The sequence below is a fragment of the Chryseobacterium sp. Leaf180 genome, from assembly GCF_001424585.1.
In the GTDB taxonomy this organism is placed as follows: Bacteria; Bacteroidota; Bacteroidia; order Flavobacteriales; family Weeksellaceae; genus Chryseobacterium.
The window spans coordinates 196,126-213,975 of record NZ_LMPJ01000009.1 but is presented as its reverse complement, the minus strand read 5'-3'; the positions used below and the strand labels follow the sequence as shown (position 1 = coordinate 213,975).

The following is a 17,850-nucleotide window of genomic DNA, read 5'->3' as shown; positions in this document are numbered from 1 at the left end:
TCTGACAAAAATGACTGGTTTCAGACACTTTCTTTGTGCATCGTTCCCCATTTATCCAGTTCCTCAATTACAGGCTTCAGTTTATAGCCAATCTCAGAGAGTTCGTATTCCACACACGGTGGCACTTCGGGATAGACTGTTCTTGTCACGATTTTATTTTGCTCGAGTTTCTTCAGCTGCAGCGTGAGCATTCGGTCAGTAATGTTGCCGAGGCTTTTCTTTAATTCGCCAAAACGCATCTTGCCGATCATTAAGTAACTGCAGATCGCCAGAGACCACTGTCCGCCGAGCAGGTTGGAGGCGTAGAGCTCCGGGCACTCTTCGGTAAGCGCTTTTCTGTTGGCAAAATTGGTTGAGGTTTCTTTTATTTTGGTCATACTTACATTATTTATAGTACCAGACAATGGGTTGCTAATATATTAAATCTCATCTGAAGCCGGTATTTTTGAAGAATAAAATTTTAAAATATGAAGACACTGATCATCATTACACACCCGAATATGCAGGATTCTGTCATCAACAAAAGATGGACGGAAGAACTGAAACGTTATCCCGAAAAATTCTGCGTTCATGAATTGTACCGCGAATATCCGGACGAAAAAATAGATGTCGAAAAAGAGCAGAAACTCGTCGAGCAGTACGACCGTATTGTTTTTCAGTTTCCTTTTTACTGGTTTAATGTCCCTTCGATGCTGAAAAAATGGATGGATGAAGTGCTCACGCATGGTTGGGCATACGGCAGTAAAAGCGGTTTCAAAATGAGCGGTAAAAAGATAGCACTGGCGATTTCAGTAGGTGTAAAACTCGAAGAATATTCTTGCGGCGGCACCTACAAATACACGATGGATGAACTTACGAGACCTTATGAGTTGAGTTTTGAATATGTAAAAGCCGATTACCGCAGGTTTTTTGTTTTTGACGGATTGGATCATGATATTTCTGCTGAGCGCGTTGACGAAAGTATTCCGATGTATTTAGATTTTATTGAAAATTTTTAAACTCTTGAATGTTGAACAACATAAAGCCGTTGCAGGACTAGACTGCGACGGCTTTTTTTTAAAATGAATCTTGTAATAGGAAAAATAAAAATCTCATTCCGAAAAAAAGCTGTAAATCTTATCTTTGTTTTAAATAAAACCATGAGTTACTGCACCGTCATCGAAAATATGCAGCCCGAAAGCCGCAAAGCCCTTCACAAAAAATACCACGACAATCATTATGGCTTTCCGATTCATGATGATAACGAGCTTTTTGGACGGCTCATTATGGAAATCAATCAGGCTGGGCTCAGCTGGGAAACGATCCTTAAAAAAGAAGAAGGTTTCAGGAAAGCATATGATCAATTTAATATTAAAAAAGTCGCTGCCTACAACGAAACCGACCGCGAAAGGCTGTTAAACGATCCCGGAATCATCAGAAATAAACTGAAAGTAAACGCTGCGATTGAAAATGCAAAAATAATTCTTGAATTGCAGGAAGCGTTTGGTTCGTTTGAAAAATGGCTCGTGCATCATCATCCCAAAACTTTACAGGAATGGATGAAGCTCTTCAAGAAAACCTTCAAATTTACCGGCGGCGAGATCGTGAATGAATTTCTGATGAGCATCGGTTTTCTGAAAGGCGCACACGACGAAAACTGTTCCGTTCAAGCCAAAGTGCTCCTGCAAAATCCGCTGTGGATGCAGGAATAATTACGCCAGCTGACTTCTCAGCCGCTCAATAAGTATCGTTACGATTCTTTTACTGAAAACCTTGCGGTCAGCGAGAAATTCAGTCATTTCCTCTTCGGTAAACATTCCGATGGTCATCCCGATAAAGGTGTTTTTCAGCACGAGATCATTCTGAAGACTTTGGGTAATAAGCTGCAATTTCTTCTCGGGTTTCAGCGATTCAAAAGCCTTCTTGTGGCTCTGCACATACTCCCGGAAATAGGCAATAAAAAGATCATTCTGCAGTTTCAGAATTGGTCTCAATGTTTTGTTCTGAAAATTTTCAGCAGGCGAAATGTTTTCGGATGCAGTAAGTTTTAATTCTGGACGGAGGTCTATTTTTGTGGGCATGATTGCAATTAAAATTCTTATTCTAAGATACTTTTATTTAATTTAAAAACAGATTAATAATTTCTCAATTTCCGCTAAAACCCTCAAACTCTCAAACTCTCCAACACTCCAACTCACTAACGCAACTCACCCCACCGTCGGCGTATCCGCTTCCTTCAGAATTTTTTTCTCTTTCATTGCCACCATCATACGTTCGCATTTGTATTTACTCCAGTCGAAACCGTTGAGGAAATCGAGTGCCGCGACAAATCCGGCGTTAAAAAGCTGTTCTTTTTCCTCTTTTTTCATAAAGAAATTAAGCCAGTTGCTGGTGCCGCAATTCACAGTTTTGATGCTGAAATTATTATAAAAAGCGTATTTCGTAAGAAAAGATTTGTCGTTGAAACCGCGTAAAGTTCCGATAATATTTCCAACAAAAGTAAGCGGTGATTTCATAATCTCTGCGCTTGTTTTTCCTTTTTCACTTTTAATTTCGTCATCACTTGTCAGCTGCACACCAAAGAGCGGAAGCCGCGGGTAAAAAATATCATTCATGTGGAAAAGATCGATCGGGAAATTGGAAAGACTTCCGCCGTCGATGAAAATCCCGACAGGATAAATATCTTCTTTTTTCATATTCATCCAGAACTTCCAGGCATACTGCACCGAGCTGTCTTCTTTATTGATGAGCTTCTGCATCGGTTCGAAGAAAAAAGGTACCGACATCGAAGCACGTACAAACTCAGCCGGACTTATTTTTTTCAGTTCTTCTTCAGACCAATACAGATTGGCCATGGTAGGCAGCTGCACTTTTATTTTTGCATTGATATCGGTGGTGATGACGACGTATTCTGTTTTTAGCGCGTAAAAAGGATTATTGCGGTAATAATCGTTGTTTTGAGCGCTTTCATAAAAAATTCTGTAGCGCGTTTCGTCGATATGTTCTAAGTTATTTTCACGGATTTCCCGGATGCCCGCCAACGCAAGATTGTAAAATTCACTGTCGTTTCCGTAGCGGTAATTCAGATTCATCTCTTTTTCTTTCTGCACAAATCTTTCGTTCAGATCTGACACGGTTTTGATGCCGAAACCTGCCATCACGTCGCTCATTTGCTTCAGAAATTCATTTCCAGGATTGAGGCCGCTGTTGCTTTTGGTAAAATCACCGTACAATTTTCTGATGATAAAAAAAAGAATTGCGAGCGGAATAATGGGAAGTAAAAACCAGAGTTTTGCCTGCCATGATCTTTCGGTTTCGATAATAAATGGAACAGCTACAAGAATCAGCAGGATGACGGCCGAAAAAATTCCGTTGATTTTAAGAAAATTTTTATTGTTCAGCATGGAGTGAATGGTGGTGCGCACATACGGTTTACCGTCCATAAAATCAGAGAAATCCCAGTTGAAAAGAATGTCTTTTATGGTTTCGCTTTTGGCTTCCTCTTTCGTTTTGCACGCTGCAATCAGCATTGTATTGATGGCTCCGGCGCTAGTTCCTGCCACTTTCAGAAAACGGATTCCGAAGATTTCCAGCGCATAGAGATATCCGACAAGCGCACTTCCCCAGACGCCGCCGCCTTCCTGCACAAATTCGACATATTGGTTTCCCTGCGGATCGAGCAGATCTGAAAATTCTTTCGCTGAAATATTGGTGTACAGCGCACTCAGCTTGTCTTTCGACTGTGCGGAAAGGGAAGGATCATTTAAAATTTTCTCAAGTTCCTGCGGTTTCATGGTTTTGTGTTTTTTTAGTTTTCCCGGTATTCTACCACTGTTTTCTCCGTGCATATATAAACGTGCAGATCACTACGATTGCCATCAGCCCAAGTGTGAAAAAGTAACCGTTTTTGTGGTGAAGTTCGGGCATATTGTCGAAGTTCATCCCGTAAACTCCCGCGATAAAAGTGATCGGTAAAAAATAGACCGAGTAGATCGCCAGAACTTTCATCACCTGATTCGCCTTCTGGTCAGAAAGCGCCAGAAACATCGAGATAAGGTTGGTAATTTGGATATTCATGTGATCAAAATCGGCGACTACGTCTTTCTGTTTGTCCTTCAGATCGGCAATTTCGGCATCGTTCAGATCTAAAAGTTTAAACTTATCAATCGCTTCATTCGAAATATTCATCACTCGGAAGTTCAGTCCGGATTTCCTTTTCAGCTTATACAGCCTGCGGATTTGGTTGGTATGGTTAGTGTTTTTAAGGAAAATTTCATTCTCAATGTTATCCATCGTTTCAAATAGACTTATCGCTTCATCATCAAAACTTTTAATAATAACAAGCGCGATTTTTAAAGCAATTTTTCCGGTTGTTGTTTCCTGTTGCGAAATCTGAAGCTTTTTTTTGGTTTCAGAAATGCTTTTTGCTTTCATGCGGTGAACGGTAATAATCGTACTGTCCTGTAGAAAAATTCCGATTTTGGTGCTGATGTCGCTGATAGAATTTAAGTTTTTACGCTCCAGTTCGGTGCTTTCGCGGAGTAAGAAAAACCGCACGTTTCCGTCTTCTTCATATTTTGGCAAATGATTTGGATCAAGGGTATCATCCAGAAGCAGATTGTTTATAGTATATCTCTCATGCAGATACTTCATATCTTCGGGTGTGGGCGCTTCCACATCAATCCATTCGCATTGCGAATCGCGGTATATCGTCTCAATTGGCATAGAGTAAATTTACTGTAAATTTAAATGTATGGATGTAAATAATTTATCTTTACAAAAATCAAAATTAGGCCATGATAAAAAGTATAATTAAGGGTATGGGATTTCACGTTCCGGATCATGTGGTGACCAACGACGATCTCGCGCAGCGTATGAATACCAACGACGAATGGATCACTGAGCGCACTGGCATCAAAGAACGCCGACACCGCGCTAACAGGAATGATTCTGAAGAAACCACTGCATATCTCGGTTTTAAAGCTTCAGAAAAAGCGCTTGAAAATGCCGGACTGACCGCGAAAGATATCGACTATATTATTTTTGCCACCCTGTCTCCCGATTATTATTTTCCAGGCTGTGGCGTGCTTTTGCAGGATATGCTGGGTTGTGGAACGATCGGTGCGCTGGATGTAAGAAATCAGTGTTCGGGTTTTATTTATGCGATGAGCGTGGCCAATGCTTTTATTAAATCCGGAACCTATAAAAATATTCTCGTTGTAGGTGCAGAAGTACATTCTTTCGGGCTTGATTTTTCGGATGAAGGTCGTGGAGTTTCTGTAATTTTCGGTGATGGGGCAGGCGCAATGATTCTTTCGGCGACGATTGATGATAATGTGGGCGATGTCTTAGCGGTAAATATGCACTCTGAAGGAAAATTTGCGGATGAACTGTGTACGCAGTTTCCGGGATCAAAATACGGCTGGAGCGACCGCATGAGAAAAGAGCCGGAAAATGTGACCAACAAGGAAGTTTATCCGATTATGAACGGAAATTTCGTATTTAAAAATGCCGTAACCAGATTTCCTGAAACCATGCAGGAAGCTTTAGACAAAGCCGGAAAAACCATTGAAGATCTTGATCTTTTCATTCCGCATCAGGCAAATTTGAGAATCGCGCAGTTTGTGCAGCAGAAATTCGGTTTGCCGGATGATAAAATTCACAACAATATTCAGAAATACGGAAACACAACTGCAGCGTCTATCCCAATTGCTTTGTGTGAAGCGATTGAATTAGGCAAAATAAAACGCGGCGATCTGGTTTTACTCTCCGCTTTTGGCAGCGGATTTACCTGGGGAAGTGTCTTATTTGAATATTAAAATTCAGCTTAAAATTAATAAACTTTAAAACGAAAAGATAAACTATGGCTTCAGGCTTTTTTGCGATATTAGATGATATTGCAGCTTTAATGGATGATGTAGCTGTCACGGCAAAACTTGCTACCAAAAAAACGGCAGGAATTCTTGGCGACGATCTGGCGGTGAACGCAGAGAAAGCCACAGGTTTTCTGGCATCACGTGAACTGCCGGTTTTATGGGCAATCACCAAAGGTTCATTCATCAACAAACTGATTATTTTACCGGTAGTATTTTTGTTAAATTGGCTGTATCCGCCTGCAATTAATTATGTTCTGATTGTCGGTGGTTTGTACCTTGCCTATGAAGGAGTAGAAAAAATTATTGAATTTCTTTTTCACAAAAAGAAAGAAGGTCACGAAGTTGTGGAAGAAACAATCTCTGAAGCCGACAAAGAAACGGCTGAAAAAACAAAAGTAAAATCTGCGATCACGACGGATTTTATTCTTTCTGTTGAAATTGTAATTATTGCTTTAGGAACTGTTTTAGAACAAAAGCATCCGCTTACCACACAGATTATCACGGTTTCTCTCGTGGCGTTTCTGGCGACAGTCGGTGTTTACGGCATTGTGGCTTTGATTGTCCGCATGGATGATGCCGGTTTTAAATTGATTAAAAAAACAAACGACAAAGGTTTTGCCGCAAAAATCGGTCATTTCCTGATTGCCGCTTTGCCTTACATTATTAAGTCACTCGGTGTGATCGGGACAGTTGCTTTAATTTTGGTTGCAGGAGAGATTTTCGCACACCGTATTGAGTATATGCACCATATTTTACCCGATTTGTCTGAAATACTCAGAAAAGCAATTTTCGGTCTAGCGGGTGGAATCGTGGGTTTGATTATTTTTGGTGGAATCTTTAAGCTGTACCGCTTAATCAAGAAATAGCATCAACATTTAAACATAAAAAACCTGCCCCGAAAGAGGCAGGTTTTATTGTGACAGACACAATATATCTAGTTAAATAAATCTTTCACTTTATCGAAAAAAGTCTTCTCTTTACCGGATGGCTCGGCTTCCATTTCGCCATTGGCCATCTGTTTTTCGAAGAAATCTTTTTGTTCTTTGGTAAGATTTTGCGGGGTCCAGACATTGATATGAATAAACATATCGCCTTTTCCGTAGCTGTCAATACTTGGCAAACCTTTTCCGCTCAGTCTTAAAATCTTTCCCGACTGCGTTCCAGGATCAACGGTGATTTTTACTTTACCGCCAACGGTAGGAATTTCTTTTTTCGTTCCTAATGCGGCTTCAGCAAAAGAAACATACAGCTCCTGATGAAGATTGTCGCCTTCACGTTTGATGGTTTTATCAATTTCTTCTTCAATAATCACCAACAGATCGCCGGGAATACCGCCAAAAGGAGCGTCATTACCTTTGCCTCTCACGCTTAACTGAATTCCGTCTCTCGCACCTTCCGGAATGTTGATCGAAATTTCTTCTTCGTCTTTAATCAAACCCTGAGCATTGGCTCCTGCAGGAATTTTATCAGCAACTTTACCGACACCCTGACAGGTTCCGCAAGTAGTCTGCGTCTGCATCTGGCCAAACATTGTATTCATCACCTTCATCTGTACGCCGGCTCCGTTACACGTAGGGCATGTTTTTGAAGTCGCGCCTTCCGCCATTTTCATGCGTTTTACCTTCAGCGTTTTGGTCGTTCCGTTCACCATTTCCTCAAGATTCAGCTTGATTCTGATTCTTAGATTAGAACCTTTCACCTGCTGACGGCCGCCGCCGCCGCCAAATCCTCCGAAACCGCCGCCACCAAAAATATCACCAAACTGGCTGAAGATATCTTCCATGTTCATGCCGCCACCAAAACCGCCGCCACCAAAACCGCCATTTCCGCTCATTCCGGCATGGCCAAACTGATCGTAACGTGCACGTTTGTTGTCGTCACTCAATACTTCGTAGGCTTCTGCAGCTTCTTTAAAGTTGTTTTCGGCTTCTTTATCACCAGGATTTTTATCCGGATGAAATTTGATCGCCATCTTTCGGTAGGCTTTTTTTATCTCGTCGGCACTTGCAGATTTACTTACTTCAAGAACCTCGTAATAGTCTCTTTTTGACATGTTTTTATATGTAAATTAGAAATGAGTAACCGGTGTTTTAACCAATTACTCATTACTTCTATTTTAGTTACCAGTTACCACTTTAGCAAAACGAATCACTTTGTCGCCCAATGTATATCCGGTTTCGATGACATCAACGATTTTACCTTTAAGATCGGCAGAAGGGGAAGGAATCTGCGTTATCGCTTCATGATAATCTACGTTAAAAGCATCACCTGCTCTCACTTCCATTGGTTTTAAACCTTTTTCGGTCAGTTTATTTTTAAATTTCTGATAGATCAGTTCAACGCCCTGAAGATCAGCTTCGCTGCCGTTTTTAGCGATCTCTTTCAAAGCACGTTCAAAATCATCAAGAACACCGAGCATAGATACCATCATTTCCTGATTTGCATAGCTGAAAAACTCCATTTTTTCTTTTGAAGTTCTCTTTTTATAATTTTCAAATTCTGCGTACAGTCTGATGTAACGGTCTTTTTCCTCTGCCAAAAGTTCTTCTGCAGACGGCTTTTCTGTCATATTTTCCTGAGGCTGAGAATCGCTGTTAAGGTTTGCTTCTTCGTTTGTATTGATGTTTTCTTCGTTGATCTCCTGATTTTCCATATTTCAATAACTTTTAATGATCTGTTTCACAAACATATTGCCAAAAGCGCAACTCTGACATTTAGGCAGAATTGCGCTTTTTTTATTTAAATTTTAAACTCCAAATTATTTCCCGAAGAAAGTCTGGAATAAAAGGTAAAGATTTAAAACAATAATCACCACAGAAATTACCCAAACTACTATTTTTAAAAAGGGTTTGTTCACAAATTCCCCCATTTTGTGTTTGTCATTCGTGAAAATCACCAACGGGACCACAGCAAAACTCAACTGCATCGAAAGAATCACCTGGCTTAAAACAAGGAGATCGGTAGTTCCTTTTTCGCCATAAATGATAGTCACGATCAACGCGGGAATTACTGCAATAAGTCGGGTAATCAGTCTTCGGAGCCATGGTTTCAGTCTGATATTTAAAAAACCTTCCATTACGATTTGTCCGGCAAGGGTTCCTGTTAATGTAGAATTTTGTCCTGATGCTAAAAGCGCAATTGCAAAAACGATGCTCGCCATGGATGCCCCGAGAATCGGCGTCAGCATCTTGTAGGCGTCATTAATATCGGCAACATCATGATTTCCGGACGTATGAAAAGTCGCCGCGGCAAGAATGAGAATCGCTGCATTGATAAAAAATGCGAGCAGCAGCGATACGGTACTGTCGATTGTGGCAAATTTGATCGCCTCTTTTTTTCCTTCTCTGTCGCGGCTGTAATCTCTTGTCTGTACAATGCTGCTGTGGAGATACAGATTGTGAGGCATCACTGTTGCGCCCAAAATGCCGATCCCGATGTAGAGCATGGCAGGATTGGTAATGATTTCCTTTTGCGGAATTAAACCTCCCAAAACCGCGTTGATTTCCGGTTTGGAAATAATAATTTCATAGCCGAAACAGATCAAAATAATTAAAATCAATCCGCCAACAATACTTTCTATCCACCGGAAGCCTTTTGCCTGAAGCAGTAAAATAAACAATACATCAATCGTGGTAATTACAATTCCCCAGGTAAGCGGAATACCGAAAAGCAGATTTAAAGCAATTGCAGAGCCGATAACTTCCGCCAGATCGCAGGCGGCAATGGCTATTTCACAAAAGATCCAGAGAATAAAATTGGTCGTCGGTTTAAAATGATCTCTGCAAGCCTGTGCCAGATCACGCTCTGCGACAACGCCCAGTTTTAGCGAAAGATGCTGCAAAACCATCGCGAAAATATTTGATATGAGAATAACCGAAAGCAGTGTATAGCCAAATTGTGCACCACCGGCAATGTCTGTCGCCCAGTTTCCGGGATCCATGTATCCGACTGCAATCATTAATCCCGGACCGGCAAATGCTAAATATTTACGCCAAAATCCGGATGACTTCGGTATTGATATCGAGGAGAAAACCTCAGGAAGGGAATGGGATGTTTTTTCTTTACGCCAGGCGTTTTTCATTTTGTGCAGTATATTGTTAGGTAAGGCTAACAAATTTAATTAAAATAATTGAAGTGTGATCAAAAAAAATCCCGGGAATTTTTCCGGGATTTATATTATATTTATTTCAAGAACTATCTCGCTGGCGAATTCATAATCACTGTTGTATCTTGTATCACTCCTGTAGAATCGACTACCGTTGTCGTTACTGTCGTTTCTTTTTTAGTGTATTTTGTGTATACAAAATAGGCGGCTGCTAAAAGTAGTAGTAATGGTAAAAGCCATTTCCAGATTGATTTATCTTCTTTCAGTTCTCGGTCGGGGAATGTTCCGTTATCGGCTGTACTTCTTGTCACTTCAATCGGCTCATCGTGCTTTGTAACCGTTTGTTTCGGCTCATCAAAACGGTAACCTTTTGCCCAGTCACTGTTTGCAAGTGAGGCAAGCGAAAGCCCGGCTGGCATGAGGTTGCTTACTTCATCTTTCTGGTCTTTCAAAACCTGCGAAATTCCGTCGTGATCTAATTGCTGATCGTTTGCGTATTTTCCAATAGCTGCAGTTGCCGCAGTTGTTACCATGCTCAGAAGAGTTCCGGCACTGTTGCTGCTGATTCCGGCATACGTAGCAATTGTTGATGCAATGCTGGAGCTTTTATCACCGAAAATCTTAGCAGGAATACCTGAAGTAACAGAATCCGGCGATGAAAGCGTTTCGTTTCCTACTGATGCATTACTGATCGCCATCGTTACCTCGCGGTCGTCTGCGTGATTGATTATACCACCCAAAACAACAGGCAGTAAACCTGAAATTGCTTTTTGAATACCTGCTTCACTTTCGCCTAAATCGGTTGAAAGATTAGCAGTCACAGACGGTCCAAGTTGGCCTTTTATTAAGTCGATAACATTTAATGACATAGCAGTTTTATTTTATGATTATTGTTAAAAAATCTAAACAAAAAGCAGTCCATTGTTAAAATTTGAAGTTTTTCGGCTTTTAGTATGCTTTTGCGAAAAGAACGCGTCTGGCAGAAGGCTTTCCGGAAATCAGAGAAACGCCTTCTTCCACATCATCATCGATCGGAATGCATCTGATGGTCGCTTTCGTCTCTTCTTTGATCTGTTCTTCTTCCTCTGCAGTTCCGTCCCAGTGCGCATAAAGGAAACCTCCTTTTTCTTCTAAAACTTTTTTGAATTCTTCATAGCTGTCAACCTTTGTCGTATTTTCTGCACGGAAGTTCACAGCTTTCTCATACATAGCGGTCTGAATGGTCTTAAGCAGATCTTCGATGTAAGAATCTAAACCTTCCAGCGGTCGCGTTTCTTTGGTTAAAGTATCACGTCTTGCAACTTCCACAACGCCGTTTTCAAGATCTCTGGGACCGATTGCCATACGTACAGGAACACCTTTTAATTCGTATTCTGCGAATTTCCATCCCGGTTTATTATGCGTGTCATCATCAAATTTCACCGAAATTCCTTTCGCTTTCAATTTAGCCTGAATATCTTTTGCTACTTCACCAATCTGTGCCAGTTGTTCTTCACCTTTAAAAATTGGAACGATAACCACCTGAATCGGAGCTAAAGTTGGCGGCAAAACCAGACCGTTATCGTCTGAATGCGTCATGATTAAAGCACCCATCAGTCTCGTAGAAGTTCCCCAGGACGTGGCCCAGGCAAATTCCTGTTTTCCTTCGCGGTTGGTAAATTTTACGTCAAAAGCTTTAGCGAAATTTTGACCGAGAAAATGTGAAGTTCCTGCCTGAAGTGCTTTTCCGTCCTGCATTAATGCTTCTATACAGTAAGTTTCATCTGCACCGGCAAATCTTTCTGAAGGCGTTTTGAAGCCCATTCTTACGGGCATCGCCATAAAATTCTCAGCAAAATCTGCATAAACATTGTTCATCTTTTCTGCTTCTTCGATGGCTTCATCTTTTGTTGCATGAGCAGTATGACCTTCCTGCCAAAGAAATTCTGACGTGCGTAGGAAAAATCGTGTACGCATTTCCCAGCGCACCACATTCGCCCACTGATTAATCAAAATCGGAAGATCGCGGTAAGACTGAATCCAGTTTTTATAAGTGCTCCAGATAATTGCTTCCGAAGTCGGGCGAACGATAAGTTCTTCCTCAAGTTTTGCTTCAGGATCAACCATTAATTTTCCAGGATTATCCGGGTCGTTTTTTAGTCGGTAATGCGTTACCACAGCGCATTCTTTGGCAAAACCTTCTGCGTTTTTTTCTTCAGCCTCAAAAAGACTTTTGGGTACAAAAAGTGGGAAATAAGCATTCACGTGACCGGTTTCTTTAAATCTGCGGTCCATCTCATCGCGCATTTTTTCCCATATCGCATAGCCGTACGGTTTTATCACCATCGATCCGCGTACACCCGAGTTTTCTGCCAGGTCGGCTTTCACTACGAGTTCGTTATACCATTTGCTGTAATCTTCGCTTCTTGAGGTTAATTTTGCCATTAATAATTTTTTAATTTTTTTAACTTTTCTTAATTATGGTCATCTAAAAATAAAAATCTATTTTTGATCGATTTCCAGGTGTTACCTTTTGGTACTATTTTGGTACAATTTGCAAATATAATTTAAATAAAAAATTTTTACATTATCATGAAAAAAAATATATATAAAAATTTGTTCACATCGCTGAGATCTACTGGAGTTCTGGCTGTTGCGGGCGGTTTGCTGATGATGTCTTGCGGCGCTCAGATGGGCGGCTACAGCGAGACCGACGGAGTATATTACGATCCGAATAAGGACACACTTCCGGAAGGTGTCATTATTCAGGGGCAGGAAAACAGAGTCGGTGATTATTATGATTACTATGATGACTCTAACGTTATTCAGAATGCGCAGGTGAATGCTGCGGAACAGGACAGAAGATACAATGACTGGTCAAACGCCACAGATTCAGATTTCGGAAACTATGCCGGAGCTGAAACCAACTATTACGATAACTCGTGGGGTTGGGGTTCTCCTTGGGGATGGGGCGGCTATGGCGGAGGTTGGGGCTTAGGTTTCGGCGGAGGCTGGGGTGCATCATTCGGCTGGGGCTCTCCTTGGGCTTGGGGCGGTTACGGTCCAGGTTGGGGATTGGGCTGGAATAGCTGGTATTCTCCATATTGGGGCGGATTTAATCCTTATTGGGGCGGTTATTACGGTGGCGTTGGCTATTATGGATCAGGATATTACGGAGGCTATGCGCCAATCTACAGAAGAAGCGGTGCAAACGGAAATGGTTTTACCAACAGAAACTCAGACATAGTAAGCAGATATGGCGGAATGAATTCTGGCTTCAGAAATTCAGGTACAGCTTTAGGTTTCAGAAATTCAAATTCTGGCGGATTCCGAAACTCAAATAATGTAGGAACTGTAAGAAACAGTGGTGGTTTCAGAAATGGTGGAATGACCAATGGAGGATTTAGAAATCAGTCTGGAGGTTTTAGAAATTCAGCTCCACAGACAAGACCAAATTATAACAATTATCCTCAGCAGTCTCAGCCAAGATATAGAAACGAAGGTTTTAGAAATGATGGCATGAGATCAGGTGGCTTCAATAACCAAAGTTCAGGTGGCGGCTTCAGAGGCGGCGGTTCTATGGGTGGAGGATCTGTAGGCGGTGGAATGCGCGGCGGCGGCGGCGGTGGCGGTTTCCGGGGAGGAAGATAATCACAAAAGAATCTAATAACTTATTTAAATATGTTAAAAAAATCATTACTAATCCTGAGCATTTCTGCAGCCTACTTTGTACAGGCTCAGGATGTCTCGGTGATCAGAAATTCTATAGATGTTTATTCTAATTCGAATTTCCAGGGTTCTGCAAAATTTAATGCGATGGGTGGCTCAAATGGAGCTTTGGGTGGAGATGCAAACTCTTTACTTACCAACCCGGCAGGTTTGGGTGTGGCCATTTCAGGTGAAATTTCAGGAACTTTAGGTGTTCAGAGTTATCAGAATACATCAACGCTTGCAGGGGATTCAAACAGCTACCGAAATACAAGAGGAGATCTCAGTAACGTAGGCGGAGTCTTAACCTTTCAGCTGATGACGGAAAGCGCTTGGAAATTTATTAATCTTGGTGTTAATTTCTCTTCGCAGTCTCTTGATAATTATATTGAGACACCCGGAAATTCAAACATAGACTTCACCTTTGCGGGTAACACTAATGCTTCACTGGCACGACATGCGTATGACCGTACCGGATCTTTAACAAAATCAAGTTTCGGTGTAGGAGCAAACTATAATAATACGTTGTATCTGGGTGCTGGTTTAAATTTCTTTAATGCCTCATTTGATCAGTCAGATACGGCAGCTTTAAATTCTGCTGGCAATACAGATTTATACAGCAAACAGGGAACACCTTTTAATGAAGCTTCTTCAGGTTTTTCGGCATCTTTCGGTGTGATCGGAAAACTTAATAAAAATTTCAGATTGGGAGCTGCGATTGAGACGCCGACTTTTTGGCAGATTGACAGAAGCTACAGCTTTTACAATGATCCACAGTTTGGAGACGATTTTGCGGCCGAAAGCCGCAGATTTAATTCTCCTTTGAAGGCAACCGCGAGTGCTGCTTACGTGGCGAACAAAAACTTTTCGATGAACGTAGATTATAGCATTGGTATCACAAAACCGAAGTATAGCGTTCGTGGAGCTGCAGAGCGGGAACTGAATGATTTCTTCAGTGACAATTCGCGTTCGATGCAAGAGGTTAGAGTGGGTGCAGAATATCGTATGAAACAGTTCCGACTTCGCGGTGGTTACGGTTACGCATCAAATCCTATGGATGCGCTTACAGTAAGCACTTTCAATAACGGTGGAGGAGTTGAAGACCGATCGTATAGCAATCTTATTTTAAGTGACCGAAATACGGTTTCATTTGGTTTAGGATACGATTTCAAATCTTTCTACATTGATGCATCGTATCAGAACATGACCTCGAAATTTGCAAACCCTTTCCTTTTCGGATATATAGACGGAGCGACGGGTGTAGATTCTGCCTATTATTCGCCAAGTTCATTTATTGAAAGTGACGCATATGCAGTTTCTGATGTGAAAACGGTTAGAAATAATTTCTTCCTGACTTTAGGCTGGAAATTTTAGATAAATTTTTTATAAAGAAAAGGCTTCAAAATTATTTTGAAGCCTTTTCTGTTTTTTAATGACTGTGCGGATGTGTGTGAAACTGATGCATCATGAGCGCCAGCGAAACTCCGAGAATCACGAGACCTATTTTCGACCAGTTGATATTATGGTTTTTATTGCTTTCAAAAATAATTACTGAAGAAATATGCAGGAAAATTCCACCTACGATAGCAAGGAAATACGGCTGCCAGTCAGGATTAAAATAATTGCCGAGCAACATTCCCATTGGCGATGCCAGAGCAAAAAGCGCAATAATTAACATTGAAGTGTAGGTCGTTTTCGCTCCCTTACTTTGGTTAAACAAAAACGCGCCGAGAATAAAAGAAATCGGTAAATTGTGAAAAACAATTCCCAGCAGATACGGCGAAAAAGGATTGGTTTCGTTGGCCAACGGAATGCCTTCTATAAAAGCATGTACAAAAAGTCCAACCATTAAAGCCAGCGGCAGAATATTTTTCTCGTTATGGTGATGAAAATGGCCGTGCTCAAAACCTTTGGTTAAAGCTTCCAGAATCATCTGAAGCAAAACACCTCCAATCACAAATATTCCGAGATTTTCGCTGTTATGTGCAGTATAAACTTCCGGAAAAACTTCATTTAAACAGATGGTAATTAGAAATCCGGCACTTAAAATCAGAAGATTTTTTGCAAACGCTTCTTTCTGTCCAAAATATTTTCCGAGAAAAACTCCTGTTATTACGCTTAAGATAAGCAGTATAAAAATCATTTGATCTTCTTAAATAAATTAATGCATCGCGGCGAAGTCTCTTTCTCAAAATCATTCAGCTGATAATCGCCCCAGATTTTCACTCTTTCAAAACCGTTTTCTTCGGCGTAATTGCGGATGGTTTCCAGTGTGTGTAGTTTTACTTTCTCAAAATAATGATGCGGTTTTCCATCCGCTTCAAATCTGATGTCTTTTATAATATGTCTGCCCTCTATTCTTTTTTCAATTTTAAAATCGATAGTACCGCGAGTGATTACTGTTTCCGGAACGATATTTTTCCGCACAAATTCTTCATTAAGATAATCGAGCACAAAATAGCCGTCGGTTTTCAAAACATTACTTACGGAAGCGAAAACTTTCCGGTCTTCTTCTTCTTTATCAAAATATCCGAAGCTGGTAAAAAGATTGAAAACTGCGTCCACAGGCTTACTTTCAATAGGATTCCGCATGTCGTGCACCTGAAAATGCAGACTTTCATTCTCAAACTGTCTATCGTAATCAATACTCTGTTTTGAAAGGTCTAATCCTAAAATATCGTAGCCTAGTTTGTTGAGAAAAACAGAGTGTCTGCCTTTACCACAAGCCAAATCGATGATTTTAGAATTTCCTGGAAGTTCGAGCTCGGTGGTGAGTTTTGTAATAAACTGCTCAGCTTCCGTATAATCTCTGTTGCTGTATAAAAGATGATAATAAGGCGTATCAAACCAAGATTCAAACCATTCCATGCGGCAAAAATAACTAAATTTGCGGGGTAAAACGAATTGTATTTTAGAATAAGCAGTTTGGCAGAATGTATTTTTTTGCAGTTTTAAAACGCTAACGCTTTCATTTTTAAAATATTAAACTTAATAAAAAAGAGATATGGACATCGATAATCTAAAAATTCAGATAAAAACTTTTTTTGGTTTGGAACCGGTTTTGGCGGAAGAAATCAAAAAACTGGGCGGAAAAAATGTTGAACTGAAAAATCGGGCGGTAAACTGCGAAGGCGATCTGGGGTTTCTTTATAAAATCAATTATTCTGCTCGTACCGCTTTGAAAATTTTGGTACCGGTTTTAGAATTTAAGGCCTATAACGAAACAAAGTTTTACGAAAAACTTTTCAAGTTTGAATGGGACGATTTTATGAGCGTAGATCAGACTTTTGCAATCGATTCTACGGTGAATTCTGAGCGTTTCAGCCATTCTCAGTTTATGACGTTTAAGATGAAAGATGCGATCGTCGATTTCTTTCAAAACCGCTATGGCAAAAGACCGAGCATCGAAACCAAGTTTCCGGATATAAAATTTCATCTTCATATCGACCGCGAACTCGTGACGATTTCTATGGATTCTTCCGGCGATCCTTTGTTTAAAAGAGGTTACAGAAAGGAGCAGGGCGAAGCGCCGATTAACGAAGTTTTGGCGAGCGGAATGCTGCAGCTGGCAGGCTGGGACGGAAAGGGAAATTTTCTCGATCCGATGTGCGGTTCCGGAACTTTACTGATTGAAGCGGCGATGATTGCACTTGATCTTCCGGCACAGATTTTCCGCAGAAGGTTTGCTTTTCAGAACTGGAAAAATTATAACGATGATCTTTTTGGCAAAATAAAGGATGTTCGTGTCAACCGGGTAAAAGAATTTACAGGTAAAATTGTCGGTTACGATATCGATGCGCGAATGCTGGACGCTGCGCGAATAAATATTGAAGCTGCCGAAATGGAGGATATTATCGAAGTCAGAAAGCAGGATTTTTTCGAGACGAAAAAAGAATTATTTCCTTTGCTGATGGTTTTCAATCCACCGTACGATGAGCGGATTGCGATCAACGATGATGATTTTTATAAGAAAATCGGTGATACCTTCAAAAGTTCCTATCCAAATACTTTGGCGTGGCTGATTTCATCAGATCTGGATGCGCCTAAGAAAATTGGATTGCGGCCTTCACGAAAAATTAAACTCTACAACGGAAAGCTGGAAACTCGGTTTCTGCAGTATGAAATGTATGAAGGCACGAAAAAGGTGCATAAACTGGAGAATAAAGAGGAGTGATTTTAGATATTATTGAACTCATTTTGGAA

The 17,850-nt window shown here is 40.8% G+C and carries 18 protein-coding genes; 7 read left to right on the top strand and 11 right to left on the bottom strand.

The window, feature by feature from the left end:
• Nucleotides 1–20: 20 nt before the first annotated feature.
• Complete coding sequence (locus tag ASG01_RS10035) at nucleotides 21–377, bottom strand: winged helix-turn-helix transcriptional regulator (protein ID WP_055863280.1); 357 nt, start codon at nucleotides 375–377, stop codon at nucleotides 21–23.
• A 90-nt stretch (nucleotides 378–467) separates the two neighbouring features.
• On the opposite strand from ASG01_RS10035, the gene ASG01_RS10030 reads away from it, so the two are divergent.
• Both ASG01_RS10030 and ASG01_RS10025 read left to right on the top strand, forming a co-directional pair.
• Nucleotides 468–998, top strand: coding sequence for an NAD(P)H-dependent oxidoreductase (locus ASG01_RS10030; RefSeq protein WP_055863278.1), 531 nt, complete (start codon nucleotides 468–470; stop codon nucleotides 996–998).
• 141 nt (nucleotides 999–1,139) lie between these two features.
• A complete protein-coding gene (locus ASG01_RS10025) occupies nucleotides 1,140–1,691 on the top strand; it encodes a DNA-3-methyladenine glycosylase I (RefSeq protein WP_055863603.1) in 552 nt (183 codons plus the stop codon).
• On the opposite strand, the gene ASG01_RS10020 is transcribed toward ASG01_RS10025, so the two are convergent.
• The 3 genes from ASG01_RS10020 to ASG01_RS10010 all read right to left on the bottom strand — a co-directional run bounded on the left by ASG01_RS10020 (nucleotide 1,692) and on the right by ASG01_RS10010 (nucleotide 4,704).
• The gene (locus ASG01_RS10020) at nucleotides 1,692–2,060 is read right to left on the bottom strand and encodes a hypothetical protein (RefSeq protein WP_055863276.1); all 369 of its coding nucleotides are present in this window, start codon (nucleotides 2,058–2,060) and stop codon (nucleotides 1,692–1,694) included.
• 126 nt (nucleotides 2,061–2,186) lie between these two features.
• The gene (locus tag ASG01_RS10015; protein ID WP_055863601.1) at nucleotides 2,187–3,773 is read right to left on the bottom strand and encodes a patatin-like phospholipase family protein; all 1,587 of its coding nucleotides are present in this window, start codon (nucleotides 3,771–3,773) and stop codon (nucleotides 2,187–2,189) included.
• Nucleotides 3,774–3,804: 31 nt separating this feature from the next.
• Nucleotides 3,805–4,704 (bottom strand): CorA family divalent cation transporter, encoded by a 900-nt coding sequence (locus tag ASG01_RS10010; RefSeq protein WP_055863275.1) that lies wholly within the window; start codon nucleotides 4,702–4,704, stop codon nucleotides 3,805–3,807.
• 71 nt (nucleotides 4,705–4,775) lie between these two features.
• Between ASG01_RS10010 and ASG01_RS10005 the strand changes: the two genes are divergently transcribed.
• Both ASG01_RS10005 and ASG01_RS10000 read left to right on the top strand, forming a co-directional pair.
• A complete protein-coding gene (locus ASG01_RS10005) occupies nucleotides 4,776–5,798 on the top strand; it encodes a 3-oxoacyl-ACP synthase III family protein (RefSeq protein ID WP_055863273.1) in 1,023 nt (340 codons plus the stop codon).
• 44 nt (nucleotides 5,799–5,842) lie between these two features.
• Nucleotides 5,843–6,721 carry a DUF808 domain-containing protein gene (locus ASG01_RS10000; RefSeq protein ID WP_055863270.1) on the top strand — a complete coding sequence of 293 codons (879 nt, stop codon included), beginning with the start codon at nucleotides 5,843–5,845 and terminating at the stop codon, nucleotides 6,719–6,721.
• Between the two features lie 68 nt (nucleotides 6,722–6,789).
• Here the strand turns inward: ASG01_RS10000 and dnaJ are convergent, their stop codons facing one another.
• The 5 genes from dnaJ to proS form a co-directional block, all read right to left on the bottom strand.
• Entirely contained in the window at nucleotides 6,790–7,908 is a 1,119-nt protein-coding gene (dnaJ, locus tag ASG01_RS09995; RefSeq protein WP_055863268.1) for a molecular chaperone DnaJ, read from the bottom strand.
• Nucleotides 7,909–7,971: 63 nt separating this feature from the next.
• Entirely contained in the window at nucleotides 7,972–8,508 is a 537-nt protein-coding gene (locus ASG01_RS09990) for a nucleotide exchange factor GrpE (RefSeq protein ID WP_055863266.1), read from the bottom strand.
• Nucleotides 8,509–8,613: 105 nt separating this feature from the next.
• Nucleotides 8,614–9,936 (bottom strand): Nramp family divalent metal transporter, encoded by a 1,323-nt coding sequence (locus ASG01_RS09985; protein WP_055863264.1) that lies wholly within the window; start codon nucleotides 9,934–9,936, stop codon nucleotides 8,614–8,616.
• A 113-nt stretch (nucleotides 9,937–10,049) separates the two neighbouring features.
• On the bottom strand, nucleotides 10,050–10,829 hold the full coding sequence (locus ASG01_RS09980; protein WP_055863262.1) for a DUF937 domain-containing protein: 780 nt from the start codon (nucleotides 10,827–10,829) through the stop codon (nucleotides 10,050–10,052).
• A 79-nt stretch (nucleotides 10,830–10,908) separates the two neighbouring features.
• On the bottom strand, nucleotides 10,909–12,384 hold the full coding sequence (proS, locus tag ASG01_RS09975; protein WP_055863260.1) for a proline--tRNA ligase: 1,476 nt from the start codon (nucleotides 12,382–12,384) through the stop codon (nucleotides 10,909–10,911).
• A gap of 147 nt (nucleotides 12,385–12,531) precedes the next feature.
• Here proS and ASG01_RS09970 point away from each other — a divergent pair, with 147 nt between their 5' ends.
• Both ASG01_RS09970 and ASG01_RS09965 read left to right on the top strand, forming a co-directional pair.
• Nucleotides 12,532–13,590: a hypothetical protein gene (locus ASG01_RS09970; protein ID WP_055863259.1), complete on the top strand. Its 1,059-nt coding sequence runs from the start codon at nucleotides 12,532–12,534 to the stop codon at nucleotides 13,588–13,590.
• 30 nt (nucleotides 13,591–13,620) lie between these two features.
• The gene (locus ASG01_RS09965) at nucleotides 13,621–15,021 is read left to right on the top strand and encodes an OmpP1/FadL family transporter (RefSeq protein ID WP_055863257.1); all 1,401 of its coding nucleotides are present in this window, start codon (nucleotides 13,621–13,623) and stop codon (nucleotides 15,019–15,021) included.
• A gap of 55 nt (nucleotides 15,022–15,076) precedes the next feature.
• On the opposite strand, the gene ASG01_RS09960 is transcribed toward ASG01_RS09965, so the two are convergent.
• A complete protein-coding gene (locus tag ASG01_RS09960) occupies nucleotides 15,077–15,790 on the bottom strand; it encodes a ZIP family metal transporter (RefSeq protein ID WP_055863255.1) in 714 nt (237 codons plus the stop codon).
• Nucleotides 15,787–16,515, bottom strand: coding sequence for a class I SAM-dependent DNA methyltransferase (locus ASG01_RS09955; protein WP_055863253.1), 729 nt, complete (start codon nucleotides 16,513–16,515; stop codon nucleotides 15,787–15,789). Before ASG01_RS09955 ends, ASG01_RS09960 begins: the two co-directional genes overlap by 4 nt.
• 136 nt (nucleotides 16,516–16,651) lie before the next feature.
• Between ASG01_RS09955 and ASG01_RS09950 the strand changes: the two genes are divergently transcribed.
• Nucleotides 16,652–17,821 (top strand): class I SAM-dependent RNA methyltransferase, encoded by a 1,170-nt coding sequence (locus ASG01_RS09950; RefSeq protein WP_055863251.1) that lies wholly within the window; start codon nucleotides 16,652–16,654, stop codon nucleotides 17,819–17,821.
• Nucleotides 17,822–17,850 lie beyond the last annotated feature (29 nt).